The following is a 16400-nucleotide window of genomic DNA, read 5'->3' on the forward strand; positions in this document are numbered from 1 at the left end:
GCCCGTCGGACCCTTTTTTGCTATCAATTTTGCAGCAGATGACTGTCCCGAAAATCCTGTTGCTGCCCGGCTGGCAAGACAGCGATCCGCCGCATTGGCAGAGTCGCTGGGAGGCGGTCCATGGCGATCACCGAGTCGAGCAGCACGACTGGATGCGCCCCTTGCGCGGCGACTGGTCGGCCCGACTCGAAGAGGAGATTCTGGCCGCACCGGGGCAGGTCGCGCTCGTGGCGCACAGCCTGGGCTGCATCCTGGTCGCCGCCTGGGCTGCGCATTCGCGTAACACGCACAAGGTGGCGGCCGCGCTGCTGGTCGCGCCGGGCGACCTGGAGCGCGAGGACCTGCGCGAGCTGATCCCCGGCTGGGCGCCGATCGTGCGCCAAGCCTTGCCCTTCCGCGCTCTCGTGATCGCGGCCAACGACGACCCCTACTGTGCCGCCGAGCGATCGCGCGAGATGGCACGCGACTGGGAAGCCCGCTACATCGACGCAGGTCGGGGTGGCCACCTCAACGGCGAATCCGGCCTGGGCGACTGGCCCCGGGGCCGGCAATTGCTGAACGATCTACTGAAAGAAGAATGACCTCGATGGCCACCAAGAAACCCAAGGGCCTCGGCCGCGGACTCGAAGCCCTGCTGGGCCCGACCTTCAACGGCCCGGACAGCTCCGCCAACGACGATGCCGCGCCGCCCAATCCGACCGCACTGACCCTCGACCAGATGGTGCCCGGCGTCTACCAGCCGCGCACGCGCATGGACGAGGGTGCGCTGTACGAGCTGGCCGAGAGCATCAAGGTGCAGGGGATCATGCAGCCGATCCTGGTTCGCCGCCTCGACACCGACGCGGCGCGCGCCAAGAACGCCGAGTTCGAGATCATCGCGGGCGAGCGCCGCTTCCGCGCGGCCAAGCTCGCCGGCCTGGACAGCGTGCCGGTGCTCGTGCGCGATGTGCCGAACGAGGCCGCCGCGGCCATGTCGCTGATCGAGAACATCCAGCGCGAAGACCTTAATCCGCTGGAAGAGGCCCAAGGCCTGCAACGTCTGGTCGCCGAGTTTGGGCTCACTCACGAATCAGCGGCCCAGGCGGTAGGCCGCTCGCGCAGCGCCGCCAGCAACCTGCTGCGCCTGCTGAACCTGGCCGAACCGGCGCAGGCGATGCTGATGGCGGGCGACATCGACATGGGCCACGCGCGCGCGCTGCTTTCGCTCGACAAGGGCACTCAGATCACCGCGGCCAACCAGATCGCCGCCAAGAAGCTTTCGGTCCGCGAAGCCGAGGCGCTGGTCAAGAAGCTGGCCGCCGAATTCAGCCTCACGCCGTCGCCGCGGCGCGGTGCCGCCGAGAAGTCGCGCGACCTCCAGCGCGTGGAGGAAGAGCTGGCCGATCTGCTGGCGGCCGAAGTCGAAGTGCGCATCAGGAAGCGCAGCAAGCGCAACGGGAAGGTGGAGGAGAGCGGCGAGCTCGCCATCCACTTCGGCTCGCTCGATGCGCTCAACGGTCTGATCGACCGCATCCGCCAAACGGCATAACTCAACAACATCGTGGATCCCTTGCTTCCGGGCGATTGATCCGGCGGCTTCTTTGCGCATATCCTCGGAAGTTACTTTTTTTAACTTCAATCCGAAAGATCTCGGAGGGGATTCCACCATGCACATCGCTCGACTTCCGCTTGCCGCCGTCGCCGTGGGGGCGCTTCTTTTGACCGGTTGCCAGACCACCGACATGCAGATGGGCAGCCAGAGCGCGAAGACCGTGGCCACCGGCAGCGCCGCCGGCAGTGCATCGGCCAACACCAGCAGCTCGCTCGAGCGCTGCGCCTCGCCGCTGGGCACGGTGTCGCTGATCGAGAACCAATCGGCGGGCTGGTACACCGTCCTGCGCAACGAATACAAGCTGCCCCCGACGGCCAACCTGCTGCGCCTGCTGATCCAGCAATCCAACTGCTTCGTGGTGGTCGAGCGCGGCGCGGCCGGCATGAACGCGATGTCGCGCGAACGCGATCTCATGGCCTCGGGCGAAATGCGCCAGGGCAGCAATTTCGGCCGCGGCCAGATGGTGGCCTCCGACTACGGCATGTCGCCGGAGATCGTGTTCAGCAACAGCAATGCCGGCGGCGCGGGCGCCTCGCTAGGCGGCCTGGTCGGCGGCCGCTACAGCGGCGTGCTGGCCGCGGTCGGCGGCAACCTGCAGACCAAGGAAGCCAGCGCGCTGCTCACGCTGATCGACAACCGCTCGGGCGTGCAGGTCGCGGCTTCGGAAGGCAGCGCCTCCAAGACCGACTTCGGCGCCTTCGGCTCCGTCTTCGGCGGCAGCGGCGCCGGCGCGCTCGGCGGCTACACCAACACGGCGCAGGGCAAGGTGATCAGCGCCGCCTTCATGGACGCCTTCAACCAGATGGTCGTTTCGCTGCGCAACTACAAGGCGCAGACGGTGCAAGGGCAGGGCCTGGGCGGCGGCGGCCGGCTGGGCGTCGATGGCGGCGTGGCACCGTCCCAGACCTCGGCGCCTGCAGAGCGTGCGCCGGTTCGGCGCAACGGCAGCACCAAGAAATAAGGCACGGCGCTCAGGGTGCAAAGCCCGGCGGCTCTCAGAGCCCCGGGCTTTTTCTTTCTCAGAGGCTGAAGATCTTGCCGGGATTCATGATGTTCTTCGGATCGAGCGCGCGCTTGATCGTGCGCATCATGTCGATCGCGCCGGCGCCGGCTTCGGCGACCAGGAAGTCCATCTTGTGCAGGCCCACGCCGTGCTCCCCGGTGCAGGTGCCTTCGAGCGCCAGCGCGCGCGACACCAGCGCATGGTTGAGCTTCTCGGCCGTCACGCGCTCTTCGGGCGCATTCGGATCCAGCAGATAGCCGAAGTGGAAGTTGCCGTCGCCCACGTGGCCGACCAGGAAGTAGGGGATGCCGCTGGCGTCGGCCTCGGCCACCGATTCCAGCAGGCAGTCGGCCAGCCGCGAGATCGGCACGCAGGTATCGGTCGAGATCACGCGGCAGCCGGGGCGCGACTGCACGGCCGCGAAGTAGCTGTTGTGCCGCGCGGTCCACAGGCGCGTGCGCTCCTCCGGTGTGCTGGCCCACTCGAAGGCCTTGCCGCCGTGGCCGCTGGCCAGTTCCTGCACCGTCTCGGCCTGTTCCTTGACGCCGGCCGGCGACCCGTGGAACTCCATCAGGAGCATCGGTTCCTCGCGCAGGCCGAGCTTCGCGTAGGCGTTCACCATGCGCACCGTGTTGACGTCGATCAGCTCCACGCGCGCGATCGGCACGCCCAGCTGGATGATCTCGATGGTGGTGCGCACAGCCGCCTCGATGCTCGGGAAGGAGCAGATCGCCGCCGACACGGCCTCGGGCAGCGGATAGAGGCGCAGCGTGATCTCGGTCACCACGCCCAGCGTGCCCTCGCTGCCGACCATCAGGCGCGTGAGGTCGTAGCCGGCCGATGACTTCTTGGCGCGCGTGCCGGTGCGGATCACCTCGCCGCTCGCCGTGACCACCTCGAGCGCCAGCACGTTCTCGCGCATGGTGCCGTAACGCACCGCGTTCGTGCCGCTCGCGCGCGTGGCGGTCATGCCGCCGATCGAGGCATCCGCGCCAGGATCGATCGGGAAGAAGAGGCCGGTGCTCTTGATCTCGTCGTTGAGCTGCTTGCGCGTGACGCCGGGCTGCACCGTGACCGTGAGGTCGTCGGCATTGACCGAGAGCACGCGGTTCATGCGGCTCACGTCGACGCTGATGCCGCCTTGCACCGCGAGCAGGTGCCCTTCGAGCGAGGAGCCGACGCCGAAGGGAATGACCGGCACGCTGTGCTCGCTCGCGAGCTTGACCGCATCGGCCACGTCCTGCGTGCTCTCGGCGAAGATCACGGCCGAGGGCGGCGGCGCATCGAAGGAGGACTCGTCGCGCCCGTGCTGCGTGCGCACCGCCATCGCGGTCGAGCAGCGCTCGGCAAAGCGCGCCTTCAGGGCTTGGATCAGCGCGTCGGGCACCTCGCGCAGCGCGATCTCGGGCGTGAGATGGGAAATGGCGGCGGGGGCGTTCATCGGCGGGTCTCCTGAAGGGTCTACCATTCTACGAACCGCATTCGAAAAGGGCCCCGACATGGGCAATCGACTTACCCAGATCGCCACGCGCACCGGCGACGACGGCACCACCGGCCTCGGCGACAACACGCGCGTGTCCAAGGACCACCTGCGCGTGCACGCCATGGGCGACGTGGACGAGCTCAACTCGCAGATCGGCGTGCTGCTGTGCGAGCCGATGCCGGCGCCCGTGCGCGAGCTGCTGGTCGACGTGCAGCACCAGCTCTTCAACCTCGGTGGCGAGCTCTCGATGCCGGGCCACACGCTGCTCAAGGCCGATGCGCTGCTGCAGCTGGACAACGCGCTGGCCGAGCACAATGCGGCGCTGCCGCGCCTGGCCGAGTTCATCCTGCCGGCCGGCACCCGGGCCGCCTCGCAGGCGCATGTGTGCCGCACGGTCGCGCGGCGCGCCGAGCGTGCGGTCGTCGCGCTCGGCGCCGAGGCCGAACTCAACGATGCGCTGCGCCAGTACCTCAACCGCCTGAGCGATCTGCTGTTCGTGCTGGCGCGCGTGCTCAACCGCATCGACGGCGGCGACGACGTGTACTGGAAGAGCGAGCGCATGGCGCGTGCCGCTGCCAGTGAGGAATGACGACTTGAACCCAGGAACCCGAACCATGCCCATCGAACCCCGTTCTCCCGCATCGATCGCCGCGCTCATGTTCGCGGCCGTGCTCGCGCTGCCGGCTGCCGCATCGGCCCAGAGCGCCGACAACCCACCGAAGGCGCAGCGCGCCCACACTCTGAAAAACCCGCCTCGCGACAGCAAGGTTCTCGGCGGCATCGAGCGCGGCGCCGATGCCACCGGCCGCGGCATCGAGCGCGCGGGCAGCGCCACCGAGCGTGGCGTCAACAACGCGTCGGAGCGCGCGAGCCGGCCGGTGCGCAGGGTGGGCGAGGCCTTCGGGCGCAAGCTCGGCGGCGGCCATGCCGCGCCGCCGCCGGTCGGGCCCCAGACCAGCGCGCCGTAGCTTTACCTCGCGCCTACACGCACCGCGCGTGCGCGACACATGGCCCGCCGACACTGAACTCCTCATCAACGCGAAGGAGTTCCAAGATGATCAAGTCCAAGAGCATGGCCGTGGCCGCAGCGGCGCTTGCGATGTGCATGGCGGGCGGCGCCTTTGCGCAGGATCGCCGGTTCGACCATGACGATCGCCGGGGCCTGCAGCAGCACCAACAGCAGCAGCGCCAGTTCGACCGCCACGGTGCTCGCCAGGACTTCCGGGACGGCCGCCAGTTCGACCGCCACGGTGCTCGCCAGGACTTTCGGGACGGCCGCCATTTCGACCGCCACGGCTACGCCCATCCGCGTGCCGAATGGCGCCGCGGCGGCTACGTGCCGCGCGAGTACCGCGGCCGCAACTACGTGGTCGGCGACTGGCGCGGCCATCGCCTGCAACAGCCCCCGCGCGGCTACCAGTGGGTCGGCGTCGGCGGCGACTATGTGCTGGCCGCCATCGCCACCGGCCTGATCGCGCAGATCATCGCGGGGCAATAAGGCTTCAGACGGCGGTCGGTGCCGTCTGGGCGCACACGTTGCGCCCGGTGATGGTCAGGCGCAGGCCGCCGCCGTGCCATTCGAGCCAGTTCAGTTTCACGTAGGCGTCGATGTCCTTGTCGTCGATCCGGTCGGCCTGGCGCTGATTCAACAGATCGACCGTGGCGGGCAGTGCCTGCCGCAGTCGTTCCCGGGCCGCAGCCTCATCGGTCGCGGAAGTACGTGCTGGAATGGAAGTCGATGCCATGGCTGGTTCTTTTCCGATCGCTGAGGAATGGGGACCAATGTACGCTTCCTGTGTGAAGCGTCACGGACCTTTTTCTCGGATCAGGCCACAAGACGCCGACCGGCCATCATTTGCGCTTGGGCTGCAGCAGCTTGCTGACCTCGTCCACGTTGGACCGGATGCGTTCGCTCACGATGTCGAAGGCCTCGGCCTGTGACTTGGCCGCCAACTCCGACAGTTCGCGGATATCGTCGAGCGCCTGCTTGAAGGCGGCCTTGCCCATGGCATCGAGCTTGGCAAGGTTCTCGCGCGGCTCGGCGGGCGACATGCCCTTCACCGCGCCCTGCCATTCGACGATCGATGCCTTGAGCATCTCGGTCTGGCGCTGCACCACCGCCTGCAAGCCCTGATAGGACTTCTCGTTGGCCTGCACCATCGCCTGCAGGTCCTTGCGCCCGCTCTCGACGATGGCGCCCGCGGCGCCCGCCAGAGGAAGGTTCTGCAAGCGCTCGGCCATGCCCTTGAGCGGCTTGATGAAGGCGTCCTGGACGTCGTCCGTCGTCGCCGTGGGGCGCGCCTTTTTGGCGGCGGTGGTGCCGCTCGATTTGCTGCTTGTTGCCATGCCTGTCTCCGTTCTGTGGTTGGGGCTGCCACGATACGCCCACATCACGGTTTCATGGAAGCGGCTTGCAATTTCGCACGTATGTGCTAAATTGCCCCCGTGGACGCCAAGACCCAGAAAAGCGAGATGACCCGCACCGCCATCGTCGGTGCGGCGATGGATCTCGCCTCGGCCGAAGGCCTGGAGGCCATCACGCTGCAGGCGGTGGCCACGCGGCTGGGCTTGTCCAAGAGCGGGGTGTTCTCGCGCGTGGGTTCGCGCGAGGCCTTGCAGAAGGCGGTGATCGAGGAATTCGGCCGCCGCTTCCTGGCCGATGTCTTCGTGCCCGCGATGCAGAAGCCCAAGGGCCTCGCGCGCCTCGACGAGATCGTGTCTCGCTGGATCGTGCGCACCCGCGACGTGGAGATCGAAACCGGCTGCATCTACACCGCCGGCGCCTTCGAGCTCGACGACCGCGAAGGCGAGCTGCGCGACCTGCTGCTGGAAGAAGTCACGCGCTGGCGCGCCGCGCTCCGGCGTACCGTGCTGCAGGCGATCGAAACCGGCGAGCTCAAGGCCGACACCGACCCCGCGCAGCTGGTCAGCGAGATCAACGGCCTGATCATGGCCCTGCTGCACGACGCGCGCTTCCTGCGCGATCCGCGTGCCGCCGATCGCGCCGTGCTGACCTGGCAGCGGCTGGTGGCCAGCTACCGGGCCTGAACCCCATGTCTTTGCCTTGCCCCTTCCCTTGTCTAGATTTCGCACAATCGTGCGATAAAAGGAGAGCCTCATGTTGATCGCCTTTCTCTTTCTCGGAGCCTGCCTGGTCGGGCTCGGCATCCGGTCCATCGCGGATACCGTGCGCGGTCTGCCGCGCAGCAACGAAGACTGGGTCTGGTACTGAGCATGGAATCCACCATCAGCACCAGCACCAGCGCCAGCGCCGTCGCTTCCAACTACTACGGCGCCAGCCTCGCGATGCGCGCGCTGCGCGTCGCGCTGGGCGCGGCGCAGCGCGCCTGGCCCGCCCTGGGAGTTCGCGCCGCCTTTCGGCTCTTCGGCACGCCGCTGCCGCTCAAGTGGACGAACCGGCGCCACGGTCCGGGTGCGGACTGGCGGCGCGAGGCCTGGGCCTTCGAGGATGCAAGCCTGAGCGTCTACGTGCCCGCCGTGATGGCCGCGGACACGCCGCGGGTGCTGCTGGTGCACGGCTGGGGCGGCCATGCGGGCCAGATGCTGGCGCTCGCGCAGGCCGTGGCGGCCGAGGGTTTCACGCCGGTGCTGCTCGAGATGCCGGCCCATGGCCGCAGCGCGGGCACGGCCAGCAACCTGCCGCAGTTCGCACGTGCCATCGACTACGTGGCGGCGCGGCTGGTGCAGCAGGGGAGCGTCCTGCAGGCCGTGGTCGCACATTCGCTGGGCGCCAATGCGCTGGCCTATGCCGCGAGCCGGAGCCTGCCCGTGCAAAGCCTGGTGCTGCTGGCGCCGCCCGCGTCGCCGCATGCGTTCACGCGCTACTTCGCGCATGTGTTCGGACTCAGCGAGCGCACGCGGGCCGCGATGCAGCGGCGGATCGAGGCGCGCGAGGGCATCCTGATGCCGCTCCTGGAGCCGGCCGCCGTGGGCCCGCGCATCGCCCAGCCCACGCTGGTGGTGCACGACCGCGAGGATCGCGTCAACCGCTTCGCGGACGGGGTGGCCTACCGTGACGCGATCGCGGGCGCGCGGCTGATCGCGACCGAGGGCCTGGGCCACCGGCGCATCCTCAAGGAGCCCGCGGTGCTGCAGGAAGTGGCCGCGTTCGTCGTCAGGCCTTGAGAAGCGGACGAGGAAGAAGCCTCAGCGCGCCGCGAGCGCGGCCGCCGCCGCGTCCGGCAGCTCGATCTTGACCTCGAGCACCTCGAGGTCGTCCTGCTTCTCCAGGTGGACCTTGATGTCCTCGGCCTTGATCGACACGTATTTCGAGATCACCGCGATCAGCTCGCGCTGCAGCTCGGGCAGATAGTCGGGCCGGCGCTTGCCGCTCAGGGCGCTGCGCTCGTGCGCAAGAATGATCTGCAGCCGCTCCTTGGCGACGCTCGCCGTCTTCTTCTTTTCGCCCAGGAGGAACGAGAAAAAGGACATCGCTTACCTCCCGCCGAAGAAGCGCTTGAAGAAGCTCGGCTTCTCGGCATCGACGAAGCGCATCGGCTTGTCCTCGCCGAGGAAGCGCGCCACCACGTCGCTGTAGGCCTGGGCCACGTCGGTCTCCTTGTCGTGGATCGCGGGCACGCCCTGGTTGGAGGCCTGCAGCACGCTTTCGGATTCGGGGATCACGCCGAGCAGCTTGATGCGCAGGATGTCCTGGATGTCCTCCAGCGAGAGCATCTGGCCGCCGGCCACGCGGTTCGGGTTGTAGCGCGTGATCAGCAGGTGCTCCTTGATCGGCTCGCCGCCCTCCTTGGCGCGCTTGGTCTTGGAGCTCAGCATGCCCAGGATGCGGTCGGAATCGCGCACCGAGGAGACCTCGGGATTGGTCACGATCAGCGCCTCGTCGGCGAAATGCATCGCCATCAGCGCGCCGGTCTCGATGCCCGCCGGCGAGTCGCAGACGATGAAGTCGAAGCCCTGCTCGGCCAGCTCCTTGAGGATCTTCTCGACGCCTTCCTGCGTGAGCGCGTCCTTGTCGCGCGTCTGCGAGGCGGCCAGCACGAACAGGTTGTCGCACTGCTTGTCCTTGATGAGCGCCTGGCTCAGGTTGGCCTCGCCCTGGATCACGTTGATCAGGTCGTACACCACGCGCCGTTCGCAGCCCATGATGAGGTCGAGGTTGCGCAGGCCGACGTCGAAGTCGATCACGGCCGTCTTCTTGCCCGCGAGCGCGAGCCCCGATGCAAAGCTCGCGCTCGTGGTCGTCTTGCCGACGCCGCCCTTGCCCGAGGTCACCACCACAATCTTGGCCATTCCTATCCTTCTTTGTTCAGTTGTTCAGTTATCACGCGCAGGCGGCCGCCGCCGGGCCGCCGCCGGACCGTCCCAAGGCGGGCCGCGCCTCCCCCTCGGGGGTGGCGAAGCGCACGAAGTGGCAAGCCGGGGGCTCATTCGATGGCGCTCATCACGATCTTTTTTCCGTCGAGCGAGATCTGTGCCGGCTTGCCGGCGATGTCCGCCGGCAACGCGACTTCCGAAGTGCGGTAGATGCCCGCGATCGCCACCAGCTGCGCTTCCATGCAGGTCGTGAAGATGCGCGCCTCGGTGTTGCCGCGCGCGCCGGCGATCGCCTTGCCGCGCAGCGGTGCATAGACGTGGACGTTGCCGTCCGCGATCACTTCGGCGCCGAAGCTGACCACGGCGGTCACGACCACGTCGCCGCCGCGCGCATAGACCTGCTGGCCGGAACGCAAGGGCTTGTCGATCACCAGCGTGCCGTTCGCGGGCACAGGCACTTCGCGCACGATCTGCGGCGCCTCGCTGGGCGCTTCGGCCGGCGGTGCACTCGGGCGGGGACTCGGCGTCACCGGCATCGCGGCCAGCGACAGGCCGGCGGCACGCGCCGCGGCGTTCTGGGCATCGTTGCCGCCGCGCACCGCGATCGGCTGGGTCTGGTGGCGCGCCAGCAACGCGCGCAGCGCAGCAAAGTCGATGGCGGCGCCCGCTTCGTCTTCCTGGAGCTGCGAAAGGTCGATGACGACCGGCTCCTGGTCGAAGAAGTCGGGCGAATCGGCCAGCTGGACGTCCAGCGCCTCGGCCAGAACGTCGAGCTCGGCCGTCTTGAGGATGACGGCGATCAGCGGCAGCGTCGCGCTCTTGAATTCGAATACCGCCTTGGTGCGCGCGGCGGAAGCATCGGCCATGGAAAACGTTGGTGCGAAAAGCGTTGGAGTCTAACGGGGAGCAGGCCGCAGGCTGCTGACAGGCCGGTGAAAGAACACGCGGCACAACATCTCTTGCACCAGGTTGCATATTCGCGCTCACGAAGGAGCGCCCGATTCCTACACGGACCCCGGAAATCCCTCCGCAGACTGGCTCGCTTCAAAAACGGCGCGATGCGCACTCCCTCCGATGCAACCCATCCTCGATATCCGGACCGTCCAGCCTGATCTTTACACCTACAGCCTGGGCGCGGCGGCGCAGGGTGTCCTTCCTCGCGACGATTTCTTCGAAACCGCGGAGCACTGCCTGCAGGATGCGGGCGAGGGCCTCTCCCTGTATTTCGACAGCGTCCAGATCTGCTTTGCCGGCTTCGCGCTCGGCAGCTACCCCGTCGCGCGCATGGTTCAGGACCCGATGGGATTGTTTCGCGAACTCATGGCGCGCATCGAGATCGTCTATCGATCGCGCACCCTCCCGCGCCGGCGCATTCAGGCCTGGCGCGAGCGGCTCAGCAGCGCATAGAGCAGGATCGCGCCGAAGGTCGCGGTGCCGATGCCGCCGAGCGCGAACTGGCCGAACTTGAGCGTGAAATCGCCAGTGCCGATGATCAGCGTGATCGCGGCCACGATCAGGTTCTTGTTCTGCGAGAAGTCGACCTTGTTGTCGACCCAGATCTTGGCGCCCGCCACCGCGATCAGGCCAAACACCACGATGCTCACGCCGCCCATCACCGGCAGTGGAATCGCCTGGATCAGTGCGCCGAACTTGGGGCTGAAGCCCAGCAGCAGCGCGATCAGCGCGGCGACCACGAACATCGCGGTCGAGTAGATCTTGGTGGCGGCCATCACGCCGATGTTCTCCGCATAGGTCGTGACGCCGGTGCCGCCGGCCGCGCCGCTCACCATGGTCGCGATGCCATCGCCGATGAAGGCGCGGCCGAGATACGGATTGAGGTCGCGCCCCGTCATCGCGCTCACGGCCTTGATGTGGCCCAGGTTCTCCGCCACCAGGATCACCGCCACCGGCGCGATCAACAGCATCGCGTTGACATCGAAGACCGGCGCCGCGAATTTCGGCAGGCCGAACCACGGCGCTGCGCCGAGCGCCGTGAAGTCGATCGGCTTGCCCAGCCCGAGGCCGTTGGTCAGCACCGCATAGATCACGCTCGCGGCGATCAGCCCCATGAGGATCAGCAGGCGCTGCACCATGCCGCGCGTGTAGACCGCGATCAGTCCCACGCAGAGAAAGGTCAGCGCCTGGATCCAGGTGTCGAAGCCGGTCGGCGCCATGTTCTTGATCGGCACGCTCGCCAGGTTGAGCCCGATCACCGCTACCACCGCGCCCGTGACCACCGGCGGCATCAGCCGCTCGATCCAGTGCACCGCGACGTCCTGCTCGATCTCTTCGACCTCGACGCCGCGGATCGGCGCGGTCTTGTGGTGGCGTTCGTTGGTCACGGCCACCAGGATGCCGATCAGCGTGTAGACCAGGCCGCAGGCGATGATGCCGCCCAGCGCCACACCCAGGTTGGCGTTCGGTCCCTGGCCGGCATAGCCCGTCGCCGCGATCACCACGCCGATGAAGGCGAAGCTCGAACCCAGGTAGCTCGGCACCCGGCCGCCGGTGACGACGAAGAAGATCAGCGTGCCGACGCCGCTCATCAGGATTGCGATGTTGGGATTGAAGCCCATCAGGATCGGCGCCAGCACCGTGGCGCCGAACATCGCGATCACGTGCTGCACGCCCATCGCAGCCGTCTGCGGCCAGGGCAGGCGCTCCTCGGGCGCCACCACGGCGGTGCTGCCGGCTGCGACCTCGCGCCAGCGGGGAAGGTAGGAATCGCTCATTGTTTTCTTCTCCTCGGTTGTTGTCTTTGTTGGGGTCCCGGGCTCAGCCGGTTAGCGGGCACTTAACACCGCCATCGTGATGCGCGAGACGCAAGTCAGCTCGCCGGCGTCGTTGGTCATGTCGATCTGCCACACCTGCGTGCTGCGGCCGCGGTGCACCGGCCGCGCGGTGCCGGTGACCCAGCCCGAGGTCGTGGCCTTGAGGTGGTTGGCGTTGATGTCCAGCCCGACGCAGCGCTCGCCCTCGGGCGCCGAGTAGTGCGCGCCGCAGGAGCCCAGCGTCTCGGCCAGCACCACCGACACGCCGCCGTGCAGGATGCCGAAAGGCTGGCGCGTGCGCTTGTCTACCGGCACGCGGGCGCGAATGAAATCGTCGCCGACCTCGAGGAACTCCACGCCCAGTGTCGCGACGGCGGTGTCGATGTGGCTGCGGGTCAGTTCCTCGATCGAGATTTCTTTTTTCCAGATGGGCATTCGGCATTCTCCAGTTCGATGTGGCCAAAACTATAGCGACTGGCCCTGATACGACGGGCCCCTGGCCGACACGGCGGCCAAGCTTGTACGGCATAAGCTTTCAATATGACGCGCACCGGAAGATGGATCAGCGGGATCGCCGTCGCCGTGCTGTTGCTGCTCGGCGGCCTGGCCCTCCTGGCCTGGCGGCTGTTGCCGAGCGACGAGGCGCTCGCGGCTGAGATCAGCCAGCGCTTCGAGAAGGCCTCCGGCATCGGGCTGCGCATCGGCGCGGCGCACTGGTCGTTGAGGCCGATCCCTGTGGTGGTGCTGAGCGATCTCGCGACCGCGCAGGAGCGCCCGATCACCCTGCGGCGCGTCGTCGTGCGGCCGCAGCTCGCCGCGTTGTGGGACCGCAGGATCGCGATCGACACCGTCGAGGTCGAAGGCGCCGTGCTGCCGCGCACCTCGGTGCGCGCCTTCCGCGGGCGCTGGCAGTGGAGCGACGCGGCCACTGCGCTGGCCGGCGCATGGAGCCCGGCGGAGATTCCGCTCGACCACCTGCGGCTGCGCGATGTGACGTGGATCGACCGCCGCGGCATCGCGCTGGCCTACGACGCCGACCTGCGCTTCGACCGCGGCTGGCGCCCGCGCGAGGCCGAGGTATCGCGGCGCGGCGCATCGCCCGTCGCCAGGATGCGCGTCGAACGCGAAGGCGAGCAGGACCGCTGGCGCGTGAAGATCGATGTGGGCGGCGGCACGTGGAACGGCGAGGCGGCGCTGCGGACGCTCGAGAAGGGCCGGATGCGCCTCACGGCCCAGCTGACGCCGAAGGGCGTGGACATCGCCGGGCTGGTCGGCGCCTTTCAGCGACGCAACGCCGTCGAAGGAAAGATCGACGGCGCGACCGAACTCGAAACCGAGGGCGACAACCCGGGCGAGATGGTGCGCCGCCTGCACACGCGCACCCGCTTCACGGTCAAGCCTGCGACCCTGAAGGGCTTCGATCTCGCGAAGGCGGTCAGCACCGCGGGCGCGGACCGCAGCGGCCAGACCGTGTTCGACGAACTCACGGGCACGCTCGACACACAGTCCGGCGAAGACGGCATCCGCTTGCGCTACAGCGGCCTGCAGGCGCGCTCCGGCCTGCTCACCGCGAGCGGCAGCGCCACCGTGTTCAACCGGCGCCTGAACGGCGAGGCCGCGATCGACCTGGTCGACGGCGTGGTCGGCGTGCCCTTCAAGCTGGCCGGCACGCTCGACAACCCCGAGCTCTCGCTGACCGGCGGCGCGCTGGCCGGGGCAGCGGTGGGCACCGCCGTGCTGCCGGGCGTCGGCACCGCGATCGGCGCGCGCATCGGGCAGCAGGTGGAAAAGCTGTTCGGCGGCGAGGAGGAGGAGGAGGAGAAGAAAAAGAAGCCGTCGCAAAAGCCGCGCTGATGCTCACGGCGCCGGTCGGAAACCGGGCAGCGCATACATGCGCCGCTTGAGCGCCTCGATGAAGGCGGTCACACGCGCGGGTCTGTAGATCCCCGGCGGCAATGCGACGTGGATGCCGATGGGCTCCAGCCACCATTGGGGCAGCACCCGCTTGAGCCGGCCGGCCTGCAGGTCGTCCTGGCACATCCACGGCGCCGCGGCCCCGATGCCAGCGCCGTTGAGGATGGCGCGGTAGCTCGACAGCAGGCTGTCGGTGCGGATCGGCGTGTCCAGCGCCACGAGGCGCGAGCGCCCGGCCTTGTCGAGCAGGCGCACGCTGCCCATCACATAGGGCACCAGCCCGACGCAGGGCAGCGAGGGCAGCCGCGCAAGGGTCACCGGGCCCAGGCGCTTGAGCAGCGCGGGCGTGGCGAGCAGCACGCGCTCCATCGAGCCGAGCTGGCGGCAGACCAGGCCCGGGTCGCGCACCTCGCCGACGCAGACCCAGCACTCCGCGCCCGAAGCGGCGAGGTCGACCACGCGATCGGTCAGCGTCAGTTCGATGCGAAGGCCGGGATGGGCGGCGCGCAGGTCGGTCACTGCGTCGGTCAGGAAACCCGTGCCGTAGCCCGAAGGGCCGATCACGCGCAGCGTGCCTTCGGGCCGGCTCTGGCCGCCCGACAGCCGGCTCGACAGGCCCGACCAGCGATCGGTCAGCTCGTGCGCCTCGGCCAGCAGCGAGCGGCCTTCGTCGGTGAGCGAGAAGCTCGCGGTGGTGCGTATCGCGAGCTTGCAACCCAGCACGCGTTCGAGCTCCAGCAGCCTGCGGCTCACCGTCGGCTGCGTGGTGCCGAGCAGACGGGCCGCCTTGCTGAGCGAGCCGGTGTCGCCGATGCGCAGGAAAGTGTCGAGCAGGTCCAGTCGGTCGTGCGTGGTCTTCATGCGCAGCACGTATAGCACTTCATCGTTCCATACGTCTACCGCCGGCGCCAGTCTCTTCGTATCTTCCGCGGCATGAGCACCCACAACCCCATCGCCCGCCTCGTCGGCGATACGCCGCAGGGCGGCACCGTCCTCGGCTTCTACGCGCCCAAGGGCGCGCCGCGCCCGCCGTGCATCGCGCGCGGCGAAGGCATCTTCCTGTGGGACGCCGACGGCAAGCGCTACCTCGACGCCACTGCCGGCGCGGTGGTCGCCAACATCGGCCACGGCAACCCGCGCGTGCTGGCCGCGATGACCGAGCAGGCGGCCAAGGTCAGCTTCGCCTATCCGCGCTTCTTCGAGAGCGAGCACAACATCGCGCTGGCCGACTGCGTCTGCGGCCTCGCCGGCGAGGGCTTCGACCGCGCCTTCTTCGTCTCCGGCGGTTCGGAAGCCAACGAGGCCGCGATCAAGCTCGCGCGGCAGTACGCGGTGATCAGGGGCCAGGCGAGCCGCGCCAAGGTGATCTCGCGCAATCCGAGCTACCACGGCTCCACGCTGGGCGCGCTCGCGGTCACCGGCGACGCCAACACGCTGAATCTCTATGGGCCGATGGTCCGCGCGATGCCGAAGGTGTCGGCACCGCTGTCCTACCGCGTGCCGGAAGGGCACACCGTCGAGTCCCATGCGATGGCCTGCGCCGACGAACTCGAGCAGACGATCCTGCGCGAAGGCCCGGAAACCGTGCTGGCCTTCATCCTCGAACCGATCGGCGGGCTCTCGACCGGCGCGGTGGTGTCCTCGGCGGCCTATTTCGAGCGCGTGCGCCAGATCTGCGACCGCCACGGCGTGCTGGTCATCTACGACGAGATCATGAGCGGCGCTGGCCGCACCGGAGCCTTCCTCGCGGCGCACCACTGGCCCGCCGCGCGGCCCGACTTGGTGACGCTGGCGAAGGGGCTGGCTGCCGGCTACACGCCGCTGGGTTGTCTGCTCGCGCCTGACCGCATCGTCGATGCCGTGGCCGCCAGCGGCGGCTTCGTGCATGGCCACACCTACTTCACCAATCCGCTTTCCTGCGCGGTCGCGCATGCGGTGGTCGACGAGGTGGTTCGGCAGGACCTGGTCGTGCGGGCGCGCGACAGGGGTGCGCATCTGATGGCGCGGCTCAACGAAGTCGCTGCGCGTTCGCCCATCGTCGGCGACGTGCGCGGCAAGGGTTTGCTGACCGCGATCGAGATCGTGGCCGACAAGCCGACGCGGCGCCAGCTGCCAGTGGCGTTCAACGCGCCCGCGCGGCTCACCGAGCACGGGCTGAAGCACGGCATCGCGCTCTACAACCGGCGCGCCAACCTGGGCGCCTTCGGCGATTTCCAGATGATCACGCCGCCGCTCACGATCACCGAGCCGGAGCTCGACGAGCTCGCCGACCTGCTCGAGAAGTCCTTGCGCGATCTCGCCGACGAGATCGCGCGCAAGGGCCTCGCTTGATTCCTCGCCTCC

General features: G+C 68.4%; 20 protein-coding genes. 11 read left to right on the forward strand and 9 right to left on the reverse strand.

All coding sequences use genetic code 11. The annotated features are described in order from the left end of the window. Positions 1–38 precede the first annotated feature (38 nt). From AC3A6B_RS22915 to AC3A6B_RS22925, 3 genes are all read left to right on the forward strand, one after another. Positions 39–581, forward strand: coding sequence for an RBBP9/YdeN family alpha/beta hydrolase (locus AC3A6B_RS22915; RefSeq protein WP_487838943.1), 543 nt, complete (start codon positions 39–41; stop codon positions 579–581). Positions 582–586: 5 nt separating this feature from the next. Beyond that, a complete protein-coding gene (locus AC3A6B_RS22920) occupies positions 587–1528 on the forward strand; it encodes a ParB/RepB/Spo0J family partition protein (RefSeq protein WP_487838944.1) in 942 nt (313 codons plus the stop codon). A 118-nt stretch (positions 1529–1646) separates the two neighbouring features. Further along, positions 1647–2552, forward strand: coding sequence for a CsgG/HfaB family protein (locus tag AC3A6B_RS22925; protein WP_487838945.1), 906 nt, complete (start codon positions 1647–1649; stop codon positions 2550–2552). Positions 2553–2610: 58 nt separating this feature from the next. On the opposite strand, the gene AC3A6B_RS22930 is transcribed toward AC3A6B_RS22925, so the two are convergent. Next, positions 2611–4035 (reverse strand): FAD-binding oxidoreductase, encoded by a 1425-nt coding sequence (locus AC3A6B_RS22930; RefSeq protein WP_487838946.1) that lies wholly within the window; start codon positions 4033–4035, stop codon positions 2611–2613. Between the two features lie 58 nt (positions 4036–4093). Between AC3A6B_RS22930 and AC3A6B_RS22935 the strand changes: the two genes are divergently transcribed. The 3 genes from AC3A6B_RS22935 to AC3A6B_RS22945 all read left to right on the forward strand — a co-directional run bounded on the left by AC3A6B_RS22935 (position 4094) and on the right by AC3A6B_RS22945 (position 5575). After that, on the forward strand, positions 4094–4666 hold the full coding sequence (locus AC3A6B_RS22935) for a cob(I)yrinic acid a,c-diamide adenosyltransferase (RefSeq protein WP_487838947.1): 573 nt from the start codon (positions 4094–4096) through the stop codon (positions 4664–4666). 25 nt (positions 4667–4691) lie between these two features. Next, positions 4692–5045: a hypothetical protein gene (locus AC3A6B_RS22940; RefSeq protein ID WP_487838948.1), complete on the forward strand. Its 354-nt coding sequence runs from the start codon at positions 4692–4694 to the stop codon at positions 5043–5045. A gap of 86 nt (positions 5046–5131) precedes the next feature. Further along, positions 5132–5575, forward strand: coding sequence for an RcnB family protein (locus tag AC3A6B_RS22945; protein WP_487838949.1), 444 nt, complete (start codon positions 5132–5134; stop codon positions 5573–5575). Positions 5576–5579: 4 nt separating this feature from the next. On the opposite strand, the gene AC3A6B_RS22950 is transcribed toward AC3A6B_RS22945, so the two are convergent. Further along, positions 5580–5822: a hypothetical protein gene (locus tag AC3A6B_RS22950; RefSeq protein WP_487838950.1), complete on the reverse strand. Its 243-nt coding sequence runs from the start codon at positions 5820–5822 to the stop codon at positions 5580–5582. A gap of 106 nt (positions 5823–5928) precedes the next feature. Then, complete coding sequence (gene phaP / locus AC3A6B_RS22955) at positions 5929–6423, reverse strand: TIGR01841 family phasin (protein WP_487838951.1); 495 nt, start codon at positions 6421–6423, stop codon at positions 5929–5931. 99 nt (positions 6424–6522) lie between these two features. Here phaP and AC3A6B_RS22960 point away from each other — a divergent pair, with 99 nt between their 5' ends. Both AC3A6B_RS22960 and AC3A6B_RS22965 read left to right on the forward strand, forming a co-directional pair. Next, positions 6523–7125: a TetR/AcrR family transcriptional regulator gene (locus AC3A6B_RS22960; protein WP_487838952.1), complete on the forward strand. Its 603-nt coding sequence runs from the start codon at positions 6523–6525 to the stop codon at positions 7123–7125. 186 nt (positions 7126–7311) lie between these two features. Then, positions 7312–8223, forward strand: a complete 912-nt coding sequence (locus AC3A6B_RS22965; protein WP_487838953.1) for an alpha/beta hydrolase — start codon at positions 7312–7314, stop codon at positions 8221–8223. A gap of 21 nt (positions 8224–8244) precedes the next feature. Here AC3A6B_RS22965 and minE read toward each other — a convergent pair whose 3' ends face one another. From minE to minC, 3 genes are all read right to left on the reverse strand, one after another. Next, the gene (gene minE / locus AC3A6B_RS22970; protein WP_126839822.1) at positions 8245–8529 is read right to left on the reverse strand and encodes a cell division topological specificity factor MinE; all 285 of its coding nucleotides are present in this window, start codon (positions 8527–8529) and stop codon (positions 8245–8247) included. Positions 8530–8532: 3 nt separating this feature from the next. Then, positions 8533–9348, reverse strand: coding sequence for a septum site-determining protein MinD (minD, locus tag AC3A6B_RS22975; protein WP_487838954.1), 816 nt, complete (start codon positions 9346–9348; stop codon positions 8533–8535). 134 nt (positions 9349–9482) lie between these two features. Then, positions 9483–10238 (reverse strand): septum site-determining protein MinC, encoded by a 756-nt coding sequence (gene minC / locus AC3A6B_RS22980; protein WP_487838955.1) that lies wholly within the window; start codon positions 10236–10238, stop codon positions 9483–9485. Positions 10239–10446: 208 nt separating this feature from the next. On the opposite strand from minC, the gene AC3A6B_RS22985 reads away from it, so the two are divergent. Further along, the gene (locus AC3A6B_RS22985; RefSeq protein ID WP_487838956.1) at positions 10447–10779 is read left to right on the forward strand and encodes a hypothetical protein; all 333 of its coding nucleotides are present in this window, start codon (positions 10447–10449) and stop codon (positions 10777–10779) included. Here AC3A6B_RS22985 and AC3A6B_RS22990 read toward each other — a convergent pair. Further along, complete coding sequence (locus tag AC3A6B_RS22990; protein WP_487838957.1) at positions 10746–12104, reverse strand: solute carrier family 23 protein; 1359 nt, start codon at positions 12102–12104, stop codon at positions 10746–10748. The genes AC3A6B_RS22985 and AC3A6B_RS22990 overlap by 34 nt on opposite strands. Before the next feature lie 51 nt (positions 12105–12155). Beyond that, complete coding sequence (locus AC3A6B_RS22995) at positions 12156–12578, reverse strand: hotdog fold thioesterase (protein ID WP_487838958.1); 423 nt, start codon at positions 12576–12578, stop codon at positions 12156–12158. Positions 12579–12683: 105 nt separating this feature from the next. Here AC3A6B_RS22995 and AC3A6B_RS23000 point away from each other — a divergent pair, with 105 nt between their 5' ends. After that, positions 12684–13997, forward strand: a complete 1314-nt coding sequence (locus AC3A6B_RS23000) for an AsmA family protein (RefSeq protein ID WP_487838959.1) — start codon at positions 12684–12686, stop codon at positions 13995–13997. 3 nt (positions 13998–14000) lie between these two features. Here AC3A6B_RS23000 and AC3A6B_RS23005 read toward each other — a convergent pair whose 3' ends face one another. Further along, on the reverse strand, positions 14001–14936 hold the full coding sequence (locus AC3A6B_RS23005; RefSeq protein WP_487838960.1) for a LysR family transcriptional regulator: 936 nt from the start codon (positions 14934–14936) through the stop codon (positions 14001–14003). A gap of 54 nt (positions 14937–14990) precedes the next feature. Between AC3A6B_RS23005 and AC3A6B_RS23010 the strand changes: the two genes are divergently transcribed. Next, on the forward strand, positions 14991–16388 hold the full coding sequence (locus tag AC3A6B_RS23010) for an aminotransferase family protein (protein WP_487838961.1): 1398 nt from the start codon (positions 14991–14993) through the stop codon (positions 16386–16388). The last annotated feature ends 12 nt before the right edge of the window (positions 16389–16400 follow it).

Source organism: Variovorax sp. Soil_C_33 (assembly GCF_057656935.1).